This is a genomic window from Sphingomonas daechungensis, assembly GCF_014489495.1.
Lineage (GTDB): Bacteria > Pseudomonadota > Alphaproteobacteria > Sphingomonadales > Sphingomonadaceae > Sphingomicrobium > Sphingomicrobium daechungense.
Genome location: NZ_CP060780.1, coordinates 1,975,600 through 1,998,539, shown reverse-complemented (window position 1 = coordinate 1,998,539; position 22,940 = coordinate 1,975,600). Strand labels below are relative to the sequence as shown.

Genomic DNA, 22,940 nt, shown 5'->3' with positions numbered 1-22,940 from the left:
CGCTATTGATGATTGCCGTCGTGGCCGTCGTTATCGCGGCTGACATTGACGTCGACATCGACGTTCCCGACCTTGTTCTGGACTTTGTCAGCGGCTTGGTCGACGTCATTGGCGATCATCCCGCCGATGTTTTCGGCCGTGTTGCCGATGTCCGCCGCGGTGTTCTCGGCCACATCCTGGTTGAACGAAACGGTGGTCGAGTTGTCATCCTTGCTGACCTGGCAGGCGCCGAGCAGAAGAAGCGGTATTGCAAACAGAATTCGCATGGGATCCTCCCTTTCAGGGTCTCAACGCCGTTTGCCCCGTTTCGGCTCCGGCTCAATTCCGCCGGAGAGCGTTGCCAGCATCGCAGTGTAAGCCGCGACATTCTGGCGGAGCGCCTCGGGATCAATCTTGTCCAGCGTGTCATCAGGCGTGTGATGAAGATCGAAGTAATGCGTGCCGTCCTGGCTGAGGCCGACACCCGGCATCCCTGCATTGAGCAAGGGCTCGATGTCGGAGCCATCCGCCTTGTCGAGTGAGCCCGGGACGATGCCCAGCGGAGACAAGGCCAGCTGAAGCGCCTTGCCCTCCGCTTCACGGTCCTTGCCGAGCTTGCTGTCCACCTTCCAGATGCGGTCGGCGCCGAAATCGCTTTCGGCGATCGCATAGTGCGGCTCGCTGCCGTGCTTCTTCTGATAATCGAAGCCGCCGAACAGGCCGACCTCCTCCGCACCGAACCAGACGACGCGGATGGTGCGCAACGGCTTGCCAGCATCCATGATCCGCTTCGCGGCAGCCGTGGTGATTGCGACGCCGGACGCATCGTCGATTGCCCCGGTTCCGAGATCCCAGCTGTCGAGATGGCCGCCAACCAAGAGAATGGGGCCTTGGAATCGCGCCCCGGGACTTCGGCGATAACGTTTCCGGATTTGCCTTGAGTGACCTGCGAGACAAGCGTCAGCCGCATGGTGACCGGCTTGCCGCGCTTCAGGATGCGCTGAAGCTGTTCGGCATCAGGGATGCTAAGCGCTCCGGCGGGAATGGGCTTCACTCCGTCTTCAAACCGCTGGACGCCGGCATGCGGGTTGCGGTGATAGTCGGTACCGATCGAGCGAACGATGATTGCGATCGCACCTTTCCGGCTCGCGACTGATGGGCCCTGCCGGCGTGGTGCGCCGAAATAGCCGTAGCTCGAGCCGTCCTGCGTGCGTGGCATGGCGTGCGACACGAAGACGATCTTACCGCGAACGGTCTCGGCTGGTGCCGCTTCGAACTCCGCCTCGGAATTGAAGCCGACCACCTCCCCAGTGATCCCTTCGCCCGGCGTCGATGCGCTGTTGCCGAGCGCTGTCACCACCATCTTCTGCGGAAAGGGTCCAAGGATTTCCGCCGCCTCCCGGCCACGGGTCCAGACCGGCATGTCGAACGGCTCGATGCGGACGTTGGAAAAGCCCATTGCGGTGAGCTTGCGGACCGCCCAATCGCGAGCCCTTGCCTCGGCCTCCGTGCCGGCCATTCGCTGGCCCACCTCGGTCGTCAGACCTTCAACGATGTCCCAGGCATAGTCGTCCTTCAACGCGGCATCGCGGAGGCCGGAGACTTGGGGAGGCACAGCCTGAGACAAAGCTGGAGCGGCAGTCGCGAGCAGAAGCGCGGCAATGAACGGATTACGCATGGGCATTGCGTAGGGCAGGGAGCCGGGCGAAGTCACCCCGGCGTTCGATAAAAAGCGCGCCCAAATCCATCAAAGCAGCCTCAGTTGATTGCCCTGCGGTGGTTGGAAAAGGTCGCGCCGGAGCCCGAACCTGGACTGCGGCAGGCCGTATTTCTTCGCGGCTTTCTCGAAGCGCGTCCGCAGGAGATCGGCCCATGGACCCTGACCCTGCATTCGGCTGAAGAAATTGGGATCGTTGTCCCGTCCTCCGCGAAGGGACTGGATGGTTGCCATGACCTTCCCTGCACGGTCGGGAAAATGCTCGTCGAGCCAAGCACGGAAGAGGGGTGCCACCTCGTGGGGGAGACGGACCGGGAGGTAGAAGCCGCCGCGAGCTCCGGCCTTCGCTCCGGCCTCGACTAGAGCTTCCATCTCGTGGTCGGTGATCTGGGGCACGACCGGGGCGATGGCGATGTGGCAAGGAACGCCCGCATCGTTGAGCGCCTTGATCGCGGCAACGCGCCGGTGTGGAGCGGGGGCCCTCGGCTCCAGCGCCCGAGCCGTCTTTGGGTCGAGTGACGTCACGGACAGCGCCACGGACACGATCCCAAGCTCACCCGCGGGCTTCAGCAGGTCCAGGTCCCGCAGCACCCGGTCGGACTTGGTAGTGATGGAGAAGGGGTGCCGCGTCTCGACCAGCAACTCGATGAGCGCTCGGGTGATTCGCCATCGTTCCTCGATTGGCTGATAGGGGTCGGTGTTCGTCCCCATCGCGATTGGAGCGCAGTCGTATCCGGACCGCGACAAGGCCGCATGAAGAAGCTGCGCTGCATTGGGCTTGGCGAACAGCCGGGATTCGAAATCTACGCCAGGCGAGAGGTCGTGAAAGGCGTGCGTCGGCCTCGCGAAGCAGTAGATGCAGCCGTGCTCGCAGCCCCGATAGGCGTTGACCGATCGGTCGAAACCGATGTCGGGCGACTTGTTGCGGTTCAGGATAGACTTGGGATGTTCGATCGTGACCGTCGTCCGTCGCTTCGGCACGCCGTCTAACGCCTCAACCGAATCCAGCCATTCTCCTTCCGTCAGCCGCTTCTGGAGATTGAAGCGCGTCGGGATTGGATTGCGCGTCGCTCCGCGCCCCTTGATCGACTCGATTGGCATGTCGCGAAATTACGCCGCACGCCAGAACGAAACAAGAACAAAGACTCAGGGTTCGCCGGCGGACCGGAGTTCAGAAGCGGCGGCCAGATTGGTCTTGGCGGTCGGAAAGGCCGGCCAGCGATGCTGGACCAGTGCGTCGAGCGTCGGCGTCTCTGCGCCCGCTATCCCTTGGTAAACCCACAGGTTTCGAAGAACTGCCGGAACGTAGTAGCGGGTCTCCCAGTAGGGGATGGATTCAATCCAAAGCAGCGGGTCGGCGGGAGCCATATAGGCCCAGCGCGCTACGGGCAGCGGTCCGGCGTTATAGGCAGCGATAATCTTCGGAAGCTGGCCCTGGGTGGCTGAAGACGACCGCATCGCTTCAATGAAGCTCTGGCCGTATTCGATGTTCGCGGTCGGGTCGTAGAGGCTCCCGGCATCGTAGCCGTTGCGCCGGGCCATGGCATTGGCGGTCGTCGGCAGGACCTGCATCAGGCCAACGGCGCCGGCGGGGCTGACCACGTCGGTGCGGAAGTTCGATTCCTGCCGCATGTGTGCGAGTGCGAGGGCCGGGTCGATGCGCCAGCCATTACGCGGCATCCAGCGCGGGACAGGATAGCGATCGACCGCATCGACAACGGCGCCATACTGTCCATTGTGAGCGAGCCAGTATTGCGCCGACGGAAGGTCGAGCTTGCGGGCCAGCTCGATCAACGCGTGATGATCCTGGACCCGGCCGATTTGGGCCTGGTGCTCGATCAATTCCTCAGCGAGCCAGGGCTGGCCGATGTTTCTCAGCTCTTCCGCGCGCCGGACGTTGGGCAGGTTGGCGATACGGCTGATGCCGTTGTGAATATCGGGCGGCAGGCGGCGATCGACGCCTAAAGTCTCGCGGGCGAGCAGGCCGTAAAAGCTTTCAGGCGAGTTGGATGCCAGCCGGAGCAATGGAGCAACTGCTGCAGGCCTGCGGCACATCTGCTCAGAACGTGCGGCCCAGTAGTAGCCCGCGGCGGAAAGCTCGCGCTGCTGCGCCCGGCTTCCCACTTCTTTGAATGAGAAGGAGGCTGCGTTGCAGTCGTTGAGCCGCCACGATGCAAGGCCGGATACCCAGGCCGATTGGCTTGCCCAATCGCCCGTAGCGCCTTGCCGATAGGTATCGGCCACTCGTCGCGCGTCGGTATCGCGGCTGATCGAGTAATATGACCATGCGACCCGCTGTCCCGCTTCGGCGCGTGCTTCATAGCTGAGCGACGGAGCGGCCTGGATTAGCAGCAACTCGGCATTGACCGCGTCGTCAGCCTTGATCAGCGGATCGAGCTGCGACCGAAGCTGATCCGCGGCGGGCTCGCCAGCGACGGCCTTCGCCTTCATTCGGCTGGGCGAATTGCCGAGCCAGGTGACCGGCTTCTTCGCGACATAATAGGATAGTTCGTCATCCCCCGCGTCAAAGCGAGGCGCGATAGCTGCTCTGCCTGCGGCAAATCCGGAGCTTCGGCGAGAAGCGCCTGGATTTGGCCAAGCGATACGACGGGCGAGCCTTTGGCGGTGTAGAGCTCTGCCTTGGCGACAGGCGTCAGGGTGTCTTGAGGGAGGGCGACGATCCCGGCTTGCGCCTCAGCCCAACGGCCGCCGCGGATCGCCGAGAACACCTCGGCCCAATTGCGGGGCACGCGAATTGCTACGACGGGGCCGGCGGTGAATTCGTGGTTGGAAACGGAGGCTGGACGACCAAGGACCCTGGAGGGGTGGCGTTCGGACTGATCACAGCCGGCGATTGCTGGGTACTGGGTACCGGAACGAGGATGGCAGGAGGGCTGACCGCCGGTTGAGCCGGCAGCGGAGCGAGCGGGTCCGACGCCTGGCCCTGCGTGGCCGCTGCCGCGGCTGCTGCAAGAATTAGGTGGATGCTCAAACTTCGTCCTCCATCAGAAGCAGAAGGTCGCCCCACGCGAGTGCCTTGTTCGATGGCCGGTCGAGCAGGAACCGCGGGTGGAACGTGGCTACCGTGCGCACCCCTTCGATTTTGTGAACGTGGCCGCGGGCTGCCGCCGCGGGCTTGCCCAAAAGTGCCTTGCTGGGGCCATCTCCGAGCAGGAGAAGTCTCTTGGGCTTTGCGAGTGCGATCTGTCGCCGGGCAATCGCCGCGCAAGCTTCCAGCTCCGCCGCCGTGAGGCGCGATCCGGGAGTATGAACGCAGGAGATGTTTCCGACATACGCCTGCTCCGCGTTGAAGCCGATGGCTGCCAGCATTCGTTCGGTTAGTTCCCAAGCAGGCCCAGCGATCGGCTGGCCCTCCGCCACGTCTTCGGCCGACGGCATGTCGAACAGAAGCATGATCTCGGCCGCCTCCGCCCCAATGGGAAGCACTCGACGCGAATGGGCTTTCGCAAATGGTAGAGTGGGAGTTTCACCGAGCCAGGATCGGAATGCGTCAAGGCTGGCGGGTACTTCTTCAATGGATTCAGATGCGTCAATGACGTGCGCCTCCGGCGTGGAAGCGGCCGCCGCGCCCAGCCACGCGCGCGGCTGCTCCTGAATTGCGACATCGACGCCAGCTTCCAGCCACCAGCCAAGCACGCTGGCAGCCTCGGCCGCGCTCAAACGGTCGTGCTCCCCACCCATGCCACGGATTCTCCACTAGCATTGACGGCGCGGTCAAGGAAAAGCAGGGCTGTCGTGGGCGAGGCGCCCTGCCTGTGCGACGAGGGGAACGATGAGCGAACGCGAATCCATGGCCTATGACGTGGTGATCGTCGGCGCGGGGCCTGCCGGCTTGTCCGCCGCGATCCGTCTGAAGCAACTTGCCGCCGAGGCCGGGCGCGAGATCTCGGTCTGCATCCTCGAGAAGGGCAGCGAAGTCGGGGCACACATTTTGTCCGGTGCGGTAATCGACCCCAAGGCCCTCACTGAGCTCATACCCGACTGGAACGACAAAGGCTCGCCGCTCACCGTCCCGGTCACTGAAAATCACCACTGGGTCCTGTCGAAAACCGGCAAGTTCGGCATGCCGCATGTCGCCTTGCCACCGTTCATGCGGAACAAAGGGACGTACACCCTCAGTCTTGGGAATTTCTGCCGCTGGCTGGCCGGGCAGGCCGAGGAACTCGGCGTCGAGATTTTTCCAGGATTTCCGGCCGCCGAAGTGCTGTTCAACGAGGACGGCTCGGTAAAGGGCGTCGCGACAGGCGACATGGGCCTTGCTCGCGATGGCTCACACCGTCCGGACTACCAGCCAGGTATGGAACTGCATGCCAAGTACACGTTCTTTGCGGAGGGTGCCCGCGGCAGTCTGACCAAGGAACTGACCCGCATATTCGGGCTGCGTGATCAGTCCGGACCACAGGTTTTCGGTCTGGGTGTCAAAGAGTTGTGGGAGATTCCTGCTGACAAGCATAAGCCTGGACGAGTCATTCATTCGCAGGGCTGGCCCCTGGATGACGCCTGGGGCGGCGGATTTCTCTATCATCAGGAGAACAACCAAGTCGCCTTGGGCTTCGTGGTCGCCCTCGATTACTCGAACCCTTATTTGTCGCCGTTCGAGGAATTCCAGCGCTGGAAGACGCATCCGGCCATTCGCGCCGAAATCGAAGGCGGCCGTCGACTGTCGTACGGCGCCCGCGCCATTAATGAGGGGGCTGGCAAGCCATTCCCCAGCTCGCTTTCCCGGCGGCGCCCTGATCGGATGCTCGGCCGGGTTCGTGAACGTGCCCCGGATCAAGGGCACGCACACGGCGATGAAGTCGGGGATGCTGGCCGCCGAGGCCGCGTTCGACGCGCTCTGCAAGGACCGGTCCAGTGACCTTCTCGAAGCTTACGAGCCCTCCGTCCGCTCCAGTTGGATCGACAAGGAATTGCGGATGGTGCGCAACGCCCAGCCCGCGGTAGCGCATTTCGGCGGCCTGCTTGGGACGCTTTATGCGGGTTTCGACATCTGGTTGGGCCAGTTGGGCATTCGACTGCCCTGGACGCTGAAGCACAAGGCCGACAACACGACGCTTCGTAGGAAGAGCGAAGCCAAGAAAATCGACTATCCGAAGCCGGATGGCGTGCTGACCTTCGATCGTCTGACATCGGTGTTCCTGTCGAACACGAACCATGAGGAAGACCAGCCCGTTCACCTGACGCTAAAGGATGCGACCGTACCCGTGGACGTGAATTTGGCGCTCTACGACGGGCCCGAACAGCGTTATTGTCCGGCGGGCGTCTACGAGTTTGTCGAAGAACCGAACGGAAAGCCCCGGCTGCAAATCAATGCCCAGAACTGCGTCCACTGTAAGACCTGCGACATCAAGGACCCGACCCAGAACATCAACTGGGTCACCCCGGAAGGCGGCGGAGGGCCGAATTACCCGAACATGTAGGGTCACCACCGTCGCGCTGGCGCTGATCGCTTCAGCCGCGTCGGCGCCTGCTGGAGCCGTTGCCACTTCGAATGCCTCCCGAATCTATCTCGAAGGTCGGGCGGCGGCGATCGATGGCAATCATGCCCGATCCGCGCAGCTCCTTGCCCAACTGGCGGACACGAACCCGTCGAGCCAGCCAGTGGTCAGGGAAGCGCTGGCCCAGGCGATCAGCGCCGGCGACATGAAGTTGGCACTGAAGCTCGTTGGCAGCCTTCCTGCGGCAAGTACGCCGATCGAAGCGCGCATGTTGCAGGTTGCCGAGGCACTGCGGTCCAACGACAACAAGCTCGCGCTCGCTCTGCTGCGGCAACCGACCGAGGCAGGAGACGTCGGATTTGCTGGGCCGTTCCTCGAGGCATGGGTCGAGGCCGATGCGGGCAACGAGGCAAAGGCGATTGCGGCCTTGGACGGCGTGGCTCCAAACAACCTGCTGGCTGCCCTGGAACCCGAGAACCGCGCTCTCATCCTGATCAAGTTCCGCCGAACCGCACAAGCTCAGCCGTTTATCGACCAGGCCTTGAAAGGCGGCGGCATCCGCTCGCTCCGCATGCGTCTCGCTTTCGCGGACGCCTTGGTTGCCGCAGGAGACAAGGATCGGGCCCAGACGATCCTTCAGGGCTTGAACAGGGGCGCCGCACCGGCCGCGGAAAAGGTCCTGCAAGGCAAGTCGTCGAGCATTCGCATCGACAATAGCCGGCGGGCATTTGCCGAGTTGCTCGATTTCATCGCCGTCGAATTCGACCGTATGCGCAACGAGAAGCTTCCTGTGTCGTTCGCGCAGGTCGCTCGTTACGCTGCGCCCGAGAGCAGCGCGACGGCCCATACGCTCGGCCTGATGCTCGGCCAGCGTGGCCGTGCGGATGAAGCAATTGGGGTTCTCCGGGGATCCCGGCTGCGGATCCGCTCGCGGCCCAGGCCCGCGATACGGAGGTGCGCTCGCTAGTCAGTGCGGATCGGGATGCGGAGGCCCTCCAGGTCGCGCAGAAGTCCGCTTCCGCTGCGAACGCTGGGGTGAGTGATTACGCCCGACTTGGCGACGTCCTCTCCAATTTGAAGCGCTATGAAGAGAGCGCCGGTGCGTATAACCGCGCGGTCCAGATGCTTGGCCCCAATGCCAAACCCGAAGAGCGTTGGCCGTTGCTGTTCCTCGAGGCGACGTCTCTGGAGGAGGCGAACCATTGGCCGGAAACGCGCGATCTCCTTGGCCAAGCGCTTGCCCTCGCTCCGGACCAGCCAATCATTCTGAATTTCCTGGGTTATGCGAAGCTGGAACGTGGCGAAGACCTCGACACGGCCGAGGCGATGATCCGCAAGGCCAGCGCGCTTGCTCCTGACGATGCTTCGATCACGGATTCGCTCGGCTGGGCCGTTTTCAAGCGCGGGAGGACAAAGGAGGCGATCGAAATCCTGACCCGCGCCGCGAAGGGCGATCCGGCACAGGCGGAGATCCACGAGCATCTTGGCGACGCCCTCTACAAGGCCGGCAACAAGTTCGAGGCGCGTTATTCCTGGTCCGCAGCGCTCATTACTGCGGAGAATGATGACGCGGTCCGTCTCAAGGCCAAGCTCGACAATGGCCTGACTCCGGCGAACGCCGCGCCTTGACGGAATATTGCGAGCCGGCGCCGGCAAAGCTCAACCTCGCGCTGCATGTTCGTGGCAAGTTGCCCGACGGACGCCACCGGATCGAAACGATCTTTGCCTTCTGCACAGATGGTGACGAGTTGTCCGCCGCTGACGCCGACAACTTGTCTCTTGATGTTCGAGGCCCATTCGCCGGCGATCTTGGCAATCCTGCCGATAATTTGGCTCTTCGCGCCGCCAACGCGCTTCGTGAGCATGCCGGGACCGATCGGGGCGCTAGGCTTACGCTAACCAAAAGTCTCCCAGTCGCATCAGGCATTGGTGGAGGATCGGCTGACGCGGCCGCCGCGCTTCGTTTGCTGACGCGATTGTGGAGCATCGATCCTGCGCATGCGAGTGCCGTTGCGCCTGGCCTCGGCGCGGACGTCCCTGCCTGTTTGCTAAGCATGAGTGTCAGGGGAGATGGGGCGGGGATGAGCTGGTGCCCGTGGACGCAGGCGTCAGCGGCACACCCGTTCTGCTCGTGAATCCGCGGGTTGAGCTCAAGACTGCCGATGTATTCGCAGCTTGGAACGGGGAGGATAAGGGCCCTCTCGGCGATTGGCGCGCAGGCAGGAATGACCTCGAGGTGGCCGCCATCGAACAGGTGCCGCTCGTTGGGACGGTCCTGGCGTGGCTCTCAGTTCAGAACGGCGTCAGCTTCGCACGAATGTCGGGGAGCGGTGCGACTTGTTTCGCCCTGTTCGAAAGCGAGGATGCCAGGGATCATGCCGAAATCGCCGTCCCGCGGGAATGGTGGCGGCTGGCGACCTATCTGCGCTAAGCGCGCGCAGGATGACTTGCAGACCGATCCTGACGACGGAGGCGATGATCGCCGCTGAGAAGCGTGCGATCGACGCGGGAACTCCGGTCGAAACTTTGATGGAGCGCGCCGGGGCTGCCCTCGCCGAAGCAGCGTTCGGATTTGTTGGGAAGATGCCGGCGTTGATCCTCTGCGGACCGGGGAACAACGGCGGAGACGGCTATATCGTTGCCCGCCATCTTGCCGAACGGGGAGTGGCCGTTCGCGTTGCCGCGAGCTCCGAGCCGAAAAGCGAGGCTGGGAAGTGGGCCCGTGGGCGGTGGCCTGGTCAGGTGGAGATACTGGGGGAAGCACAGATCCTGCGCCTCTCGTCATTGATGCTCTATTCGGAACCGGACTCAGGTGTGGACTAGAGGCTTCTCTACTAGAACAGTTTTCCAGACTGAACCGAGGCGCTCAAACACGCATCGCGTGTGATGTGCCAAGCGGTGTCGACAGCGATAGCGGCGTAATGCTGAGCGAGATTCCAGACTTCGACATGACGGTCACGTTCGGCGCTCTCAAGCCCGCCCATCGGTTGATGCCGGCAATGCAAAGGTGCGGACGTGTCGTCCTTGCGGATATCGGGGTCGCTGCGGGAAGCGATTGGTCGGAAATCGGCCGCTCGGCTTTGCCGCAGATCGATCCTGAGGCGCATAAGTACAGCCGCGGGCTGGTCCACCTGCTGGCAGGGAAAATGCCCGGCGCGATCGCCTTGTCAGCTAAGGCGGCGGCTCGTTCGGGTGCGGGTTACGTCCGTGTGAGTACCTCGCGATCGATCGAAGGCCTGCCGTACGCCATCGTCCAGACCGATATAGGTCAAATCAATGACGAAAGGATCGGCTGCCTTGTCGTTGGGCCGGGGATGGGAGACTTGCCGCAGGTTCTGAGTCTGGCACTCACTTCTCATGCACCGAAGGTCATCGATGCGGATGCCATCGCGCAGCTGGGCGAGCCGGAACGGCTTCGAGAACAGGACGCGGTCTTGACCCCGCACGAGGGCGAATTCGTGCGACTGTTTGGAAAGCTCGAAGGCTCGAAGGCGGAGCGGGCTCTCGCGGCCGCCCGGCGTTCCGGGGCCGTGGTGGTCTACAAGGGACCGGATACGCTCGTCGCATCGCCAGATGGGCGGCTAGGCTTTGCGCCTCCCGCCCCGACCTGGCTGGCATCGGCTGGAACGGGCGACGTGCTGTCGGGAATGATTGGAGCTCTGCGGGCACGCGGCATGGCTGCGTTCGAAGCGGCTTGCGCGGCCGTTTGGCTCCATGGTCGCGCCGCGGAGATCGCGGGTTCAGGCATGATCGCCGACGACCTGGTCGAAGCAATTCCGAGCGCGTTCGACCACCTGAATGACTGAGACCGTCATCCGCATCGCTGCACGGGGCGATGGCGTGACCGACTACGGCTCCCACGTTCCCTTCGCAGCTCCCGGTGATATCCTTCAGGAGGACGGCGCCCTGAGGCATGGGCCGCACCATCAAGTGCCGCCATGCCGTCACTTTCCGGAATGCGGCGGATGCCAGCTTCAGCACGTCGACGACCAGGCTTACCTGCAGTATTTGGTCTCCCGGGTAGAGACGGCGCTGGCTCAGCACGGTCTCGCCACCGATATCCGCGAACCGCATCTATCCGCGCCGAACAGCCGGCGCCGTGCGAGCCTCCGTACGCTGATGACGGGGCAGGGCGCCGTGATCGGCTTCAACGCCGAGAAGTCGAACCGCATCGTGGACATGCGCGAATGCCATATCCTGCGTCCGGAGCTGTTCGCGCTGGCCGCCCCTCTTCGAAAGTTGCTGGGAGGGTTGTTGCAGCCCGGGCTACGGCTGAGGTGCAGATGACGCTGGTCGATCGCGGACTGGACCTGCTCCTGAAGGGAGTGGAGCCTGAAGGGTATGAGGCAATGGAGGCGCTCACGGCATTCTGCGAGCGCCACGGGCTGGCACGACTGTCAATCGATCAGGGATTGGGCCCGGAGACGCTCTACGAACCCGTTCCTGCAACGGTCACGCTCTCCGGAGTTGCCGTTGGATTTCCGGTCGGCGGCTTCCTTCAAGCTACCGATGACGGGAGAACGCGCTCGTTGGCGCTGTTCTAGAGGCTACCAGCGAGCCCGAGCGAACTGCGGACCTGTTTGCGGGGCTGGGGACATTCGCACTAGCGCTTTTAGGCAAGGTTTATGCCGCAGAGGCTTCGCGTAATGCGGTTCTGGCTCTCAAGAGAGCCGCTCCGCATATCGCTGCGGAGCATCGCGATCTTTATCGGCGGCCACTCGACGCCGCGGAACTCAGTGCTTTTGACGCCGTCGTCCTCGATCCGCCGAGGGCGGGCGCTGAACAGCAGGTCGCGGCTCTGGCGAAATCCGCAGTGGCCAAGATCGCCTACGTCAGCTGCAATCCTGCGACCTTCGCCCGGGACGCGAGATCGCTCGTGAACGGCGGCTACCGGCTCGAATGGCTGCGACCTGTTGGCCAATTCCGCTGGTCGACCCATGTCGAGCTTGCAGCCGCTTTCACTCGCTAGAGGATCCCGCAGTCGTGCAGGATGCGTGCACCAGCGTGCACGGTCAGGCCCAGCAGGCAGAACGACGACAGGGCAAAGCATGTAAAGCGGTAGAGTACGACGTTTACGGTCGCCTGGATGATGCTGTGGAGCACTCGTAGCCCAACGTAGCCCCAGGCGAGCCAGACGTTGATGCCATAGCCCATATCCATGAGCGCGAGGGTCAACGCGATCGCATAGAAGATCGTCGGTTGCTCCATCAGGTGATTGTAGTTGTGGGATTTCCACTGGACATCGTCGGGAAGGACGCCGTCCAGGTTAGCGCCTCTGCCTCCGCGGCGCGCCGTACCTAACGTAATGCCAGCCTTCCGCATCGCCGGGATGCGGGTGAGCAGCATCCAGAACATGACGATCAGCGTCCAGGCGACGAGTGCCACCACGGGCGCGAGTATCGGGCTGTAGTGCATGAAAAAGCCTCCCCTGTTTCCAGGGAGGCTGCTTCAGTTCGTTACGGTTGGCAATCTTTAGTCGAAGAGCTTGGCGAAGCGGCGCTTCTCGCGGTTGCGCCACGCGCCACGGTGCCAGGCGTCCGACGCCAGGAGCGGAAGGACGCTGGTCGCCTCGGCAAACACCATCTGCTCCATCGCGGTCGAGACCTTGCCCCAGCTCGCCGCTTCCTGAAGCGTCGAGGAGGAGCACGCGCCATCGCGGACGTCAGCGACGGTGATCTGCACGGCATATTTGTGGACCTCGACGTCGTCATGGCCGAGGATCTCGGCGCAAACGACGGTGTCCTGCGTGAAGTTCTTCGGAACGCCGCCGCCGATCATCAGCAGGCCGGTAGTGCCCGCCTTGATCTTGATGTCGGTGAGTTCACGGAAGTCGGCGATGGCGTCGAGCACCATGTAGTGGCCGCCCCGCTTCATCGCGTCGACCTGATGCTTCACGAGGCCGAACCCGGCTGAGCTGTCCACGAACGCCGGGCAGAAGATCGGCACGTCATGCTCGTAGGCGAGCTGGACGAGGCTGCCCTGCTTCTTGGCGTTACCCTCGCTCAGCCACTTGCCCATCTCGCGGATGAAGGCGCGGCTGGAGTAGGCGCGCGGCTCCAGGCTGTCGGCGATCTTGCCGATCGTGAAGTCACAATCCTGCAGCTGCTGCTCATCGATGTACGTGTCGTAGATGCGGTCGATGTAAAGCGACCGCAGCGTATCATCGTCAGGGATTTCATTGGCTTGGTAGTGCTTGTGGCCAAGCGCTTCGAAGAAATCCATGTCGACGATCGAGGCGCCGGTAGCGACGATCGCGTCGACCATGTTGGACTTCACGAGTTCGGCATAGAGATCCATGCAGCCGCCGGCCGAGGTCGAGCCCGCAATCACCAGGATGATCGAGCAGTCCTTGTCCTCCAGCATCTGGTTGTAGATGCCCGTAGCGCGCGAAAGATCGCGGCTGGTGAAGCTCATCTTGCCCATCGAATCGATGATCGGGCGGGCGTCGAACTTGGTGATGTCGATGTGCTCGATCGGCGTCGCGAGAAGCTCGGCCTTGCGCGTGTCGTTGATGCGCTCGGCATCCTGAACCTTGTTCAGCGTGTCGGTCGTCATGTCATGCTCCAATGGTTGCCGCGCCTATAGGCTCGACATCGGAAAAGGGCATGTCGTTTTGTTAGCGGGGGACAGCCTCACCCCATTCCCGCCTACGCGAGCAGGAGAGGAGGGTTCCTTACAGCGTCACCACGTTCGATTGAGCGAGCTGGCCGCCGTAGAGCGTCGCCATCGGCTCGTCCTCGACGATCTCGGTGCGCTCGGCGCCGAAGCCGTTGAAGGCGGTGCGCATTGCGCAGCCATAGGCGCCCAGCATTCCGACTTCGATGTAGTCGCCGGCAGCAACGTCGCCCGGAAGCTGGAACGGTCCCGTCATGTGGTCGAGGTCGTCGCAGGTCGGCCCGTAAAAGCTGAAGTCCATCGGGCGAACCGGCGTCTCATGCTCCGTCACGAGCCGGACCGGGTAACGCCAGCCGATGTGCGCCGCGTCGAACAGGGCGCCATAGGCACCGTCGTTGATGTACAACTCGCTGCCACGGCGCTTTTCGACGCGGACCAGCAGGCTCGCATATTCGGCGCACAGCGCACGGCCCGGCTCGCACCAAAGCTCCGCCGAATAGCTGATTGGCAGCGCTTCGAACGTCGAGTGGATGACGTCGAAATAGGCCTCGAGCGGCGGGGCTCCATGCCCGGATAGGTCGACGGGAAGCCGCCGCCGACATCGACGATGTCGACGGTGACCGCCGCTTCGACGATCGCGTCACGAACGCGGCCCATGGCTTCAGCGTAGGCGGCAGGCGACATCGCCTGGCTGCCGACGTGGAAGCAGATGCCGAGCGCGTCGGAGGCCTGGCGAGCGGCGAAGAGCAGTGCCTTCACGTCTTCGGCCTGCGCACCGAACTTCGCGCCGAGGCTGAGCTTGGCGTGCTCGTTGTTGACCTGGAGCCGGACGAGCAGGTTGAGATCGGTCGCCGCCGCGCCATCCTTTGACGTCGCCTCGACGATCTTCTCCAGTTCCTCGAGCGTGTCGAGGCTGAAGGTCTTCACGCCATGCTCGAAATAGGCCTCGGCGATCGCCTCGGCGGCCTTCACCGGGTGCATGAAGCAGAGCACAGCCTCGGGCAGCGTCTCGTGGACCAAGCGAACCTCGCCGATCGACGCGACGTCGTAGTGAGTGACGCCTTCTTCCCACAGGATCTGCAACAGCGACGGCGACGGATTCGCCTTCACCGCGTACAGCGACCGCCCAGGGAACTTGTCCACGAAGAAACGTGCCGCGCGGCGCGCAGCATGCGGGCGGAGAAGCGTAACCGGCTGAACCGGTCGGCTATTTGCGATGTCGGCAACCGGGTTGCCGAAAGGGCGGCAGCTAGCCCCAGCGCGCGATGATGCTTGTGCAACTCAAGGGACCTCCAACTGGGTAGTTCGACGAAAGAGCTGCCTTGCGGTTGGAAGTCCCATGGGGCAGCGGGAGCGCGATATATGTAGGGGGTACCCTCAAGTAAAGATTTTTCGGAAGCCTTAATTCGCGAAGCGGAACTTTTGTCGCCGTTCTGCAACGGTTGAACGAAACAGCAAGGAAATCAGAGAGTTGAGCGAGACGGAGAAAGTCACTCGAGAGGACGTCATCACGGCGGGCAAGCGCATTGCCGGTTCGATTGAACGCACGCCCTTGATCGAATCCGAGGTTCGGGGCAGCGAATCTGGCTCAAATGCGAATGCCTGGAGACCGGAGGAGCTTTCAAGCTGAGGGGTGCAAGCAATCGGTTACTTCAGCTTTCCGAAGACGAACGACAGCGCGGCGTGGTCGCCTTCTCGTCGGGAAATCATGCGCGGGGTGTGGCGATCGCGGCCAGACGGCTGGGGATTCCGGCGATCATCGTCATGCCGAAAGACGCTCCGGCCGTGAAGGTCGAGGGAACGAGAGCCGAAGGCGCCGAGATCGTCTTTTTCGACCGTTATCGCGAGAGCCGCGAAGGAATTGCCGCTCAAATCTCGGGCGAAACCGGCGGCACGGTCGTTCCGAGCTTCGACGATGTGCACATTGTCGCGGGCAAGGGACGGCGGGCTCGAGATCCTCGAGCAAATGCCGACGGCGCCCAAGCGCATTATCGTGCCGTGCGGCGGTGGAGGATTGGCGTCAGGCATCGCATTGGCTTGCCCGGAGGCGGAGATCGTCATCGTCGAGCCGGAAGGCTGGGACGACATGAAAAACTCGCTGGCCCAGGGGAAAATCGTCCCGGTGGGAGTCGATGCGCCCGCGACCCTCTGCGATGCGCTGCAAACGCCCCACGTGTCGCCGATCACCTTCGGAATTCTGCAGGATCGGCAAGTGAGAGCGGTGACCGCCAGCGAAGGCGCTGTCCGGGACGCTGTACGATGGGCGTGGGAAAAGCATCAGCTCGTGGTCGAACCGGGTGGTGCGATCGCGCTGGCGGCACTGCTGTCAGGCGAAATCGCGTCCGTGGAAGGAACCGTTGTCGTTCTGTCGGGCGGGAATATCGATCCAGTGCTCCACGCACAGATCGTGGCAGAGCAGGCTTAAGCCGCTGCGGTCTTGTACTCTCCAGGTTCGAGATGAACCGGGCTGCTGCGTTCGACCGCGCGAGTAAGTTCCTCAAGCTCGGCCGCCAAGGTCTGTAGCTCAGCAGCGAGAACCTTGGGATCGGTCTTTGCGACGCCCTCCGACGCTTCCAGCAGGGTCTCAAGCATCATTGCGATGCACGGCAGGATCGTTTCCTCGATCTTGTCGAATGCCTCTTCGAGGCGCGCCTGCTGCTCATTGGTCGGCATGAATGGCGTCATGCACTCGCAGCGGTTAAGCCTTAGTGAAACGGGAGCAGTGAATTGCAGGGATTTGGTTCGGCGGCATTGGCGATCACGATGATCGCAGCTTTCCTCCTCGCGATCGGCGGAGTGAAGCTGGCCATGGCCAAGCCGACCAGATGGCGCGGCGCCCTCATGCTGGTCGCCGCGGCCGTGCTGGTCGGAAACGTCCTGATCTGGACGATTTAGCGCTTGGTGATCGCAGGCGCCGGCTTGTCGGTCGCCAGCCGCATGTCGAGATAGTCGTCGACGCTCTTCATCAGCAAGTCGAGCTCGTTCGCAAAGAAGTGGTTCGCGCCTGGATCGTATCGTGATGAATGGTGATGTGCCGCTGCGTACGCAGCTTGTCGACGAGCTTTTGGACGGCGCTTGGCGTCACGACTTCGTCCGCCTCGCCCTGGATGATGATGCCCGAGGAGGGCAGGGCGCGAGGAAGCTGAAGTCGTACATGTTCGCCGGCGGCGCGATGGAGATAAAGCCGCGGATTTCCGGGCGGCGCATCAAGAGTTGCATTCCGATCCACGCGCCGAAGCTGACGCCGGCGATCCAGGTGGTCTCCGCTTCCGGATGTATCTGCTGCACCCAATCAAGGGCGGAAGCTGCGTCGCTGAGTTCGCCGATGCCGTTGTCGAATGTGCCCTGGCTCTTGCCGACTCCGCGGAAGTTGAACCGCAAGGTTGCGAAGCCGCGCTTCACGAAGGTTTGATAGAGCAATTGCACGATCTTGTTGTTCATCGTGCCGCCCGCTTGCGGGTGCGAATGCAGGATCATCGCTACCGGTGCGCGCGGACGTGTGCCGGGGTGAAAACGACCTTCGAGACGGCCGTCCGGCCCTGGGAAAATAACTTCAGGCATGAATGTTTTGTAGCTCGCGTAACGACTGTTGGCCGCGAGTGCGGGTGCACCGCGGCGGCGGCTCCTATATAGGGGTGCCGCTTCAACTGGCAATTGCAGGAAATCCGGGCGTTTTGACTCGTAAGACTCGCATCCACCTCGATCACGCGGCAACCACGCATGTGCTCCCGGCAGCGCAGGCGGCAATTGCCGACGCGCTGAGGACCTGGGGAACCCAAATTCGCCCTATGCTGAGGGTCGTGCCGCTCGTTCTTCGTTGGAGAAGGCGCGCCGGACGATTGCCGATGTGCTTGGCTGGCGCGGTGAGACCATTCTGACGTCCGGCGCTAGTGAGGCTGTGGAAATCGCCGCGAGGCGGGCGCGAGTGCCGAACAGAGCCCATGGCGCGACTGAGCATGCCATCGTGCCTCATTCCATGGGCACGGGCTCAAAGGTCATCCCGGTTCAATCGAACGGCCTGATTGACGAAGAGGCGCTCGATGCAATCCTCGCCGAAGGGCGGACGCTGATCGCCATTCAGCAGGTCAATAACGAGACCGGGATCATTCAGCCGCTGGAACGACTGGCGCCACGCATTCGTGCTGCGGGATCGCTTCTGCTTGCGGATTGCGCTCAAGGGCCGGCAAGATCCCGCTGCCGGATGCCGATTTCATCGCTGCGTGCGCCCACAAGCTCGGCGGTCCGCCGGGCGTTGGTGTGCTGCTGGTCAAGGATCTCGGAACGCTGGCGCCAGTCGGCGGCCAGGAAAAGGGCTATCGCCGAGGCACGCAGGATGTGCCGTGCGCCGCAGGATTTGCTGCGGCTCTCGCTGCCCGGCCTTACGACATGGAGCGGCTGAAGAGCCTGCGAGCGCGGCTTGAACATGAAATTGTCGCTGCGGGTGGTGTCGTGATCGGTGCGGACGTCTCGCGGGTTTCAATCATCGGAGCTTATGCGATGCCAGGCGTCGCTAGCTCAACGCAGCTGGTGCAGTTCGATCTTGCCGGTATTGCGGTGTCGGCGGGAAGCGCCTGTTCATCGGGAAGCATGAAGCCCAGCCTGGTGCTGGAAGCCATGGGCCTGCCGCCCGAGATCGCCTCCTGCTTCGTGCGCGTGAGCTTCGGCCCGGATACTGGCGAAGCAGAGGTCGACCGATTTCTCAGCGAATGGCTGCGGATTCGCGAACGAGCAGTTTCCAAGGCCGCATGATCTACCTCGATTACCAGGCGACCACCCCCTTGCGCCCGAGGTCGCGGACGCGATGCAGCCGTGGATCGAGGAGAAGTTTGCCAATCCACATTCGCCATCGCGCTGGGGCGAGAAGCCGATGCAGCGATCGACGTGGCCCGCAAGCAGGTCGACGAGGCGATTGGCCTGCATGGTGGACGGATTGCCTTCACTGGGGGCGCGACGGAGGCTCTAAACTGGGCGCTCAAGGGCACGCTAGGGCGCGCGGAGGGCGAAACCGCATTGTCACCGTTGCCACCGAGCATGCGGCGGTGCTGGATACCTGCGAGTGGCTGGAAGGCAGGGCTATGACGTCACGAGGCTTCCGGTCGGTTCGGAAGGGTTGCTCGATCTGGACGACGTCAAAGCCGCCGTGGATGAGAACGTGGCGATTGTCGCCGTCATGCTCGTCAACAACGAGATTGGCGTCATTCAACCCATCGGAGAAATTTCGAGACTTGCGCACGAGTTCGGGGCGTTGATGCTCTGCGACGCGGTTCAGGGCTTGGCCGCGTCGATATTCCCGAAGGTCCGGACCTCGTCGCGGTCTCGGCTCACAAGATCCACGGTCCGAAGGGCATTGGAGCGCTATGGATGAGGCAGGGTGCCGAGCCGGCGCCGCTCATCCACGGCGGGGCCAAGAACTCGGCATCCGGTCGGGAACGCTCTCGCCCGCACTGTGCGTAGGGTTTGGCGCAGCGGCCAAGCTAGCTTCGGAACGGCGGCAAGCCGATCAAGATCACGTCGAGCGACTGTGGAACACCGCAGCTTCGTCAACGCTACCCGACTGGACCGTCAACGGAAGCATGACTCGGCGCTACCACGGCAACCTCAACCTGTGTTTGCCGGACGTGGACGTGGCCCGGATCATCGCGGACGAGCGCGAAATCGCTTTCTCTCTCGGGAGTGCCTGCGCCAGCGGTTCCGGCCGGCCGAGCCATGTGCTTCGGGCAATCGGGCTCAGCGATCGTGATGCCCGCTCGTCAATCCGGCTCGGGTTCGGGCGATACACATCCGCAGAAGAAATTATCGAGGCTTTGAACCGCATCGATGCGGCAGCCCGCGCCCAGCAAGGGCTCGCTGCATGATCAAGATCCGCTTTCACAAGCCAGACGGCACGCTGGACAAGGAAGTCGAGGCCAAGCCGGGACAGCGCCTGCTCGACATTGCCTGGGCAGCCAAACAACCTCTGGAGGGCGCGTGCGAGGGTGTGATGGCCTGTTCGACCTGCCATGTGATCGTCGACAAAGCCGACTTCGAGAAGCTTCTGCGAGCGAGCGACGAGGAGGAAGATCTCCTCGATCTTGCGGCGCACGCGACGCGAACGTCGCGGCTCGCCTGCCAGATCATCCTGACCGAGGATATGGAGACTCTCGACGTCCGCATCCCGGCGGGGTCGAAGAATTGGCTTTACGGCTAGACGTCGTCGAGAACCTAGTTCCCCTCCGGCAGGGGGAGTCCGATCCTCGTGTCGGGGCATTCTTGCGGCGCTTGATGCGCTTTCCTTCCTTCGGCCGGGAAGGAATCAGAGGTTTGAGGTTGTCCATTGTCAGTTTGCCAGAGTGGTCGCTGTCGAGCAGCTGAAAGCGATATGAGGCGGCGCTCCGAAACTCTTCCAGCGTCACATATCGGTCGAAATCCGCATCCGCGCCAGCAACAGGTTCGGGGAGATTGAGCAGGCCGTAGCGGGCCGCTCCCTGGAGGCCGTCCGGCTGGTATCCGTCGATGTCATTCGCCCATCGCCGATGTCGTTCGCTATCCTTGGAGTGATCGCCGGACTGGCGCTGTGCGGCGCTTTCCTGGTGCGTGAGCTTCCAATTCGAGCTAGATTGAACTTCCGGTGCGATTTGGGCTTCGTAAGCCATGCGTTCCTCGGAATCGATCCTGCCGTCCTGGTTGGCGTCAATCTTGGCGAAGAACGTGTCTGCGTCGATACGCATCTCGTCGGAGGTCAGCACTCCGTCACGATTCCGGTCTACCTGGTAGAACCAGCGTACAAACGGATCATCATCAGGCCCGCGTGATCGGAACGGCTCACCCATCGGGCTGATGAACGGCGCCCAGGGATATGCCGTGACGACGATAGGATCGGACGGTTCCTCTGCCTGCGCTGCGGATGCGAGAAAAGGAATCAAGGCGAGAAGAAGCATGCGGAAGTCTCCGGCTCGGGCATTGCGACATTCTGCAGCTCTCGTGAATGATCCATGAAGTGATGACCGGTGGCGACCTTGCGTGTCCCAGGGTCTTGACCCATATGCGCCGCGGGAGTCGGGCGGACGAGGCTGTCGCCAACCTGGTCAGATCCGGAAGGAAGCAGCCACAACGATTTCGTCTCGGGTCGTTCCGGCTCCCACCTTCAAGCCTTGGCGCGGACCCTTCAGCGCTCCTAAACCGTAACTGATGGACGAACCCGAATCGCTTGGCCTCGGCCTAGACTTGCCTGAGGTGCCCAAAACGGCTCCCGGATCCCGTATCGCGTGCTGGCGCGGAAGTATCGTCCTCAGAATTTCTCCGAGCTGATCGGCCAGGATGCGATGGTGCAAACCCTCGCCAACGCGATCGAGCGCGGCCGGATCGCGCACGCGTTCCTGCTTACCGGCGTTCGCGGAGTGGGGAAGACCTCAACGGCGCGTCTTGTTGCGAAGGCGCTCAACTGCGTCGGCACCGATGGGCTCGGCGGTCCGACGATCAATCCGTGCGGCGTATGTGAACAGTGCAAGGCGATTGCCGAAGGGCGACACATTGATGTGATCGAAATGGACGCCGCGTCACACACCGGTGTGGACGATGTCCGTGAGATCATCGACGCGGTCCGTTATGCCTCGGTCAATGCGCGCTACAAGATCTACATCATCGACGAAGTCCACATGCTTTCCAAGAACGCCTTCAACGCGTTGTTGAAGACTCTTGAGGAACCGCCTGAGCATGTGAAATTCCTGTTCGCTACGACCGAGGTCGACAAGGTGCCGCTAACGGTCCTGTCGCGAACGCAGCGCTTCGACCTCCGTCGCATTCCTGCTGAGAAGCTCGCGGCTCACTTTGCGGAGGTGTCCAAGGCGGAAGGCGTTACTGTCGAGGACGATGCCCTTCGGATGATCGCGCGCGCGGCCGAGGGCTCGGCACGCGATGGCCTGTCCATCCTCGACCAGGCGATTGCACATGGCGGCGGCACCGTTACCGCGGAACAGGTCCGGGACATGCTCGGCCTAGCTGATCGGGGACGCATTCGGCGGCTGCTGGAGCACGTCCTTACAGGTGATGCCGGTGCCACGCTCGCCGATCTCGACGAAGCGCATGACCTCGGTATCGACCCGGCGTCTCTCGTCCGTGGGCTGATGGAGGAGCTTCACCTCGCGACCCGCACAAAGGCGGGCGCAAGCCCCGAAGCTCTTCCCGCAGAGCAACGCGAAGCAGCCGAGAGACTCGCCAACCAGCTCGGCTGGGCGCAGATCCATCGTGTCTGGCAGATGCTCCTGAAGGGCCTTGCCGATGTCCAGGTCGCGCCTGACCCGCGTGAGGCGGCGATGATGGCGCTCCTTCGCCTGATTCACGCGGCTGATCTTCCTGACCCGGCCAGCGTCCTCTCCCGCCTCTCGGGGAGGCGGCTGGATCGCCGGTAATACCCACTTCGCAGGCGAAACCGAGCGGAATCACTGCGCAAGTTCCGTCAGATTTGCCGGGCCTAGTCGCGCTGCTCGAAGCACGCGGGAAGCATCAGCTCGCAGTACAGCTCCACGACCAAGTCGGCCTCGTGCGCTTCGCTCCCCCGGAACTCGTCCTGAAGCCGATGCGGCCGCTTGGGACGGACTGGCCGCGTGACCTTGCCGCCGCGCTCAAGGAGGCAACTGGCAAGGCATGGCAGGTCTCGCTCTCGGACGAGGCCGGAGAGCCGTCCTTGCATGACCGGGAGAAAATGGCCGAGGAGCGCGTTCGGTCGGAAGTGCTCGCTGATCCGGCCGTGCGAGCTGCGTTCGAAGCGTTCCCGGATGCGACGCTGGAATCCTTTACTACTACGAAAGGCGCCTGACAGATGCCCGATCTCGACCTGAACAAGATCATGGAAATGGCTCAGAATGCGCAGGCCGAGCTTCAGCGGGCGCAGCAGAGCCTGGATGGCATCGAGGTCGAGGGGCTTGCGGGCGGCGGCCTCGTGAAGATTCGCGCCACGGCCAAAGGAACGATCCTGGGGATCGACATCGACGAGAGCCTGCTCCAGCCGTCCGAAAAAGCGATGGTCGAGGACCTTATCGCGGCTGCTTTGAACGACGCGCGCGCGAAAGCCGATCAGGCAGCCAATTCGGAGATGCAGAAAGTCACCAGCGGACTTCCGTTGCCGCCGGGCATGAAGCTGCCCTTCTAGCTTAGCGGACCGTAGCAATAACGAACCAGTTGTCGGTTTCGTC

Annotated in this window: 19 protein-coding genes, 1 other RNA gene and 9 pseudogenes; 17 read left to right on the top strand and 12 right to left on the bottom strand. The window is 62.8% G+C overall.

Annotated features, from left to right (window positions below; genetic code table 11):
* Positions 1-2 precede the first annotated feature (2 nt).
* The 6 genes and pseudogenes from H9L15_RS10740 to H9L15_RS10715 form a co-directional block, all read right to left on the bottom strand.
* Positions 3-266 (bottom strand): hypothetical protein, encoded by a 264-nt coding sequence (locus H9L15_RS10740; RefSeq protein WP_187714071.1) that lies wholly within the window; start codon positions 264-266, stop codon positions 3-5.
* Positions 267-287: 21 nt separating this feature from the next.
* Positions 288-1,657 (bottom strand): annotated as a pseudogene (locus H9L15_RS10735) (M28 family peptidase).
* A gap of 69 nt (positions 1,658-1,726) precedes the next feature.
* Positions 1,727-2,797, bottom strand: coding sequence for a PA0069 family radical SAM protein (locus H9L15_RS10730; protein WP_187714070.1), 1,071 nt, complete (start codon positions 2,795-2,797; stop codon positions 1,727-1,729).
* Between the two features lie 45 nt (positions 2,798-2,842).
* Complete coding sequence (locus H9L15_RS10725) at positions 2,843-4,147, bottom strand: lytic transglycosylase domain-containing protein (protein ID WP_187714069.1); 1,305 nt, start codon at positions 4,145-4,147, stop codon at positions 2,843-2,845.
* Positions 4,144-4,446, bottom strand: coding sequence for a hypothetical protein (locus tag H9L15_RS10720; RefSeq protein WP_187714068.1), 303 nt, complete (start codon positions 4,444-4,446; stop codon positions 4,144-4,146). The genes H9L15_RS10725 and H9L15_RS10720 overlap by 4 nt, the downstream gene beginning before the upstream one ends.
* Positions 4,447-4,684: 238 nt before the next feature.
* Entirely contained in the window at positions 4,685-5,398 is a 714-nt protein-coding gene (locus tag H9L15_RS10715; RefSeq protein ID WP_187714067.1) for a uracil-DNA glycosylase, read from the bottom strand.
* Positions 5,399-5,489: 91 nt separating this feature from the next.
* Here H9L15_RS10715 and H9L15_RS10710 point away from each other — a divergent pair.
* The 8 genes and pseudogenes from H9L15_RS10710 to H9L15_RS10685 all read left to right on the top strand — a co-directional run bounded on the left by H9L15_RS10710 (position 5,490) and on the right by H9L15_RS10685 (position 12,124).
* A pseudogene (locus H9L15_RS10710) lies at positions 5,490-7,137 on the top strand (electron transfer flavoprotein-ubiquinone oxidoreductase).
* A 181-nt stretch (positions 7,138-7,318) separates the two neighbouring features.
* Positions 7,319-8,122 (top strand): hypothetical protein, encoded by an 804-nt coding sequence (locus tag H9L15_RS10705; RefSeq protein WP_187714066.1) that lies wholly within the window; start codon positions 7,319-7,321, stop codon positions 8,120-8,122.
* A gap of 68 nt (positions 8,123-8,190) precedes the next feature.
* Positions 8,191-8,784 (top strand): tetratricopeptide repeat protein, encoded by a 594-nt coding sequence (locus H9L15_RS10700; protein ID WP_223276164.1) that lies wholly within the window; start codon positions 8,191-8,193, stop codon positions 8,782-8,784.
* Positions 8,781-9,290, top strand: a complete 510-nt coding sequence (locus H9L15_RS19705; protein WP_317617497.1) for a GHMP family kinase ATP-binding protein — start codon at positions 8,781-8,783, stop codon at positions 9,288-9,290. Before H9L15_RS10700 ends, H9L15_RS19705 begins: the two co-directional genes overlap by 4 nt.
* Positions 9,245-9,586, top strand: coding sequence for a hypothetical protein (locus tag H9L15_RS19700; RefSeq protein ID WP_317617496.1), 342 nt, complete (start codon positions 9,245-9,247; stop codon positions 9,584-9,586). The genes H9L15_RS19705 and H9L15_RS19700 overlap by 46 nt, the downstream gene beginning before the upstream one ends.
* Before the next feature lie 11 nt (positions 9,587-9,597).
* Positions 9,598-9,978: an NAD(P)H-hydrate epimerase gene (locus H9L15_RS17660; RefSeq protein WP_223276163.1), complete on the top strand. Its 381-nt coding sequence runs from the start codon at positions 9,598-9,600 to the stop codon at positions 9,976-9,978.
* Positions 9,870-10,961 carry an NAD(P)H-hydrate dehydratase gene (locus tag H9L15_RS10690; RefSeq protein ID WP_317617495.1) on the top strand — a complete coding sequence of 364 codons (1,092 nt, stop codon included), beginning with the start codon at positions 9,870-9,872 and terminating at the stop codon, positions 10,959-10,961. The genes H9L15_RS17660 and H9L15_RS10690 overlap by 109 nt, the downstream gene beginning before the upstream one ends.
* Positions 10,954-12,124: pseudogene (locus H9L15_RS10685) on the top strand (class I SAM-dependent RNA methyltransferase). Before H9L15_RS10690 ends, H9L15_RS10685 begins: the two are co-directional and overlap by 8 nt.
* Here the strand turns inward: H9L15_RS10685 and H9L15_RS10680 are convergent.
* The 3 genes and pseudogenes from H9L15_RS10680 to H9L15_RS10670 all read right to left on the bottom strand — a co-directional run bounded on the left by H9L15_RS10680 (position 12,121) and on the right by H9L15_RS10670 (position 15,050).
* Positions 12,121-12,570 (bottom strand): MAPEG family protein, encoded by a 450-nt coding sequence (locus H9L15_RS10680; RefSeq protein WP_187714064.1) that lies wholly within the window; start codon positions 12,568-12,570, stop codon positions 12,121-12,123. The pseudogene H9L15_RS10685 and the gene H9L15_RS10680 sit on opposite strands and share 4 nt — an antisense overlap.
* Before the next feature lie 57 nt (positions 12,571-12,627).
* Entirely contained in the window at positions 12,628-13,710 is a 1,083-nt protein-coding gene (locus H9L15_RS10675) for a 1,9-bis(guanidino)-5-aza-nonane synthase (RefSeq protein ID WP_187714063.1), read from the bottom strand.
* 118 nt (positions 13,711-13,828) lie between these two features.
* Positions 13,829-15,050, bottom strand: a pseudogene (locus H9L15_RS10670) (type III PLP-dependent enzyme).
* Positions 15,051-15,330: 280 nt separating this feature from the next.
* On the opposite strand from H9L15_RS10670, the pseudogene H9L15_RS19695 reads away from it, so the two are divergent.
* Both H9L15_RS19695 and H9L15_RS19690 read left to right on the top strand, forming a co-directional pair.
* A pseudogene (locus tag H9L15_RS19695) lies at positions 15,331-15,651 on the top strand (pyridoxal-phosphate dependent enzyme); the annotation flags it as partial.
* Between the two features lie 85 nt (positions 15,652-15,736).
* Positions 15,737-16,195 carry a pyridoxal-phosphate dependent enzyme gene (locus H9L15_RS19690; RefSeq protein ID WP_317617494.1) on the top strand — a complete coding sequence of 153 codons (459 nt, stop codon included), beginning with the start codon at positions 15,737-15,739 and terminating at the stop codon, positions 16,193-16,195.
* Here the strand turns inward: H9L15_RS19690 and H9L15_RS10660 are convergent.
* Positions 16,192-16,443 (bottom strand): hypothetical protein, encoded by a 252-nt coding sequence (locus H9L15_RS10660; protein WP_187714062.1) that lies wholly within the window; start codon positions 16,441-16,443, stop codon positions 16,192-16,194. The two genes, H9L15_RS19690 and H9L15_RS10660, sit on opposite strands and share 4 nt — an antisense overlap.
* A 54-nt stretch (positions 16,444-16,497) precedes the next feature.
* Between H9L15_RS10660 and H9L15_RS17655 the strand changes: the two genes are divergently transcribed.
* On the top strand, positions 16,498-16,665 hold the full coding sequence (locus H9L15_RS17655; protein ID WP_223276161.1) for a hypothetical protein: 168 nt from the start codon (positions 16,498-16,500) through the stop codon (positions 16,663-16,665).
* Here H9L15_RS17655 and H9L15_RS10655 read toward each other — a convergent pair.
* A pseudogene (locus H9L15_RS10655) lies at positions 16,662-17,331 on the bottom strand (alpha/beta hydrolase). The gene H9L15_RS17655 and the pseudogene H9L15_RS10655 overlap by 4 nt on opposite strands.
* 113 nt (positions 17,332-17,444) lie before the next feature.
* Here H9L15_RS10655 and H9L15_RS10650 point away from each other — a divergent pair.
* The 3 genes and pseudogenes from H9L15_RS10650 to H9L15_RS10640 all read left to right on the top strand — a co-directional run bounded on the left by H9L15_RS10650 (position 17,445) and on the right by H9L15_RS10640 (position 19,957).
* Positions 17,445-18,519, top strand: a pseudogene (locus H9L15_RS10650) (cysteine desulfurase family protein).
* A pseudogene (locus H9L15_RS20395) lies at positions 18,516-19,625 on the top strand (cysteine desulfurase family protein). Before H9L15_RS10650 ends, H9L15_RS20395 begins: the two co-directional pseudogenes overlap by 4 nt.
* Positions 19,622-19,957 carry a 2Fe-2S iron-sulfur cluster-binding protein gene (locus H9L15_RS10640; protein ID WP_187714061.1) on the top strand — a complete coding sequence of 112 codons (336 nt, stop codon included), beginning with the start codon at positions 19,622-19,624 and terminating at the stop codon, positions 19,955-19,957. The pseudogene H9L15_RS20395 and the gene H9L15_RS10640 overlap by 4 nt, the downstream one beginning before the upstream one ends.
* Here the strand turns inward: H9L15_RS10640 and H9L15_RS20390 are convergent.
* Positions 19,884-20,579: an EF-hand domain-containing protein gene (locus H9L15_RS20390; protein WP_223276684.1), complete on the bottom strand. Its 696-nt coding sequence runs from the start codon at positions 20,577-20,579 to the stop codon at positions 19,884-19,886. The genes H9L15_RS10640 and H9L15_RS20390 overlap by 74 nt on opposite strands.
* Before the next feature lie 218 nt (positions 20,580-20,797).
* Here H9L15_RS20390 and ffs point away from each other — a divergent pair.
* The 3 genes and pseudogenes from ffs to H9L15_RS10620 all read left to right on the top strand — a co-directional run bounded on the left by ffs (position 20,798) and on the right by H9L15_RS10620 (position 22,897).
* Positions 20,798-20,895, top strand: an RNA gene (gene ffs / locus H9L15_RS10630) — signal recognition particle sRNA small type.
* A 107-nt stretch (positions 20,896-21,002) separates the two neighbouring features.
* Positions 21,003-22,564, top strand: a pseudogene (locus H9L15_RS10625) (DNA polymerase III subunit gamma/tau).
* A 3-nt stretch (positions 22,565-22,567) separates the two neighbouring features.
* On the top strand, positions 22,568-22,897 hold the full coding sequence (locus H9L15_RS10620) for a YbaB/EbfC family nucleoid-associated protein (protein WP_187714059.1): 330 nt from the start codon (positions 22,568-22,570) through the stop codon (positions 22,895-22,897).
* Positions 22,898-22,940: the final 43 nt, after the last annotated feature.

What these genes read in the sequence shown, in the direction of transcription:
- H9L15_RS10740 (WP_187714071.1), bottom strand. Translation starts at nt 266, where the DNA reads ATGCGAATTCTGTTTGCAATACCGCTTCTTCTGCTCGGCGCCTGCCAG.
- H9L15_RS10730 (WP_187714070.1), bottom strand. Translation starts at nt 2,797, where the DNA reads ATGCCAATCGAGTCGATCAAGGGGCGCGGAGCGACGCGCAATCCAATC.
- H9L15_RS10725 (WP_187714069.1), bottom strand. Translation starts at nt 4,147, where the DNA reads ATGAAGGCGAAGGCCGTCGCTGGCGAGCCCGCCGCGGATCAGCTTCGG.
- H9L15_RS10715 (WP_187714067.1), bottom strand. Translation starts at nt 5,398, where the DNA reads ATGGGTGGGGAGCACGACCGTTTGAGCGCGGCCGAGGCTGCCAGCGTG.
- H9L15_RS17660 (WP_223276163.1), top strand. Translation starts at nt 9,598, where the DNA reads ATGACTTGCAGACCGATCCTGACGACGGAGGCGATGATCGCCGCTGAG.
- H9L15_RS10680 (WP_187714064.1), bottom strand. Translation starts at nt 12,570, where the DNA reads ATGCACTACAGCCCGATACTCGCGCCCGTGGTGGCACTCGTCGCCTGG.
- H9L15_RS10675 (WP_187714063.1), bottom strand. Translation starts at nt 13,710, where the DNA reads ATGACGACCGACACGCTGAACAAGGTTCAGGATGCCGAGCGCATCAAC.
- H9L15_RS19690 (WP_317617494.1), top strand. Translation starts at nt 15,737, where the DNA reads ATGCCGACGGCGCCCAAGCGCATTATCGTGCCGTGCGGCGGTGGAGGA.
- H9L15_RS10660 (WP_187714062.1), bottom strand. Translation starts at nt 16,443, where the DNA reads ATGCCGACCAATGAGCAGCAGGCGCGCCTCGAAGAGGCATTCGACAAG.
- H9L15_RS10640 (WP_187714061.1), top strand. Translation starts at nt 19,622, where the DNA reads ATGATCAAGATCCGCTTTCACAAGCCAGACGGCACGCTGGACAAGGAA.
- H9L15_RS20390 (WP_223276684.1), bottom strand. Translation starts at nt 20,579, where the DNA reads ATGGGTGAGCCGTTCCGATCACGCGGGCCTGATGATGATCCGTTTGTA.
- H9L15_RS10620 (WP_187714059.1), top strand. Translation starts at nt 22,568, where the DNA reads ATGCCCGATCTCGACCTGAACAAGATCATGGAAATGGCTCAGAATGCG.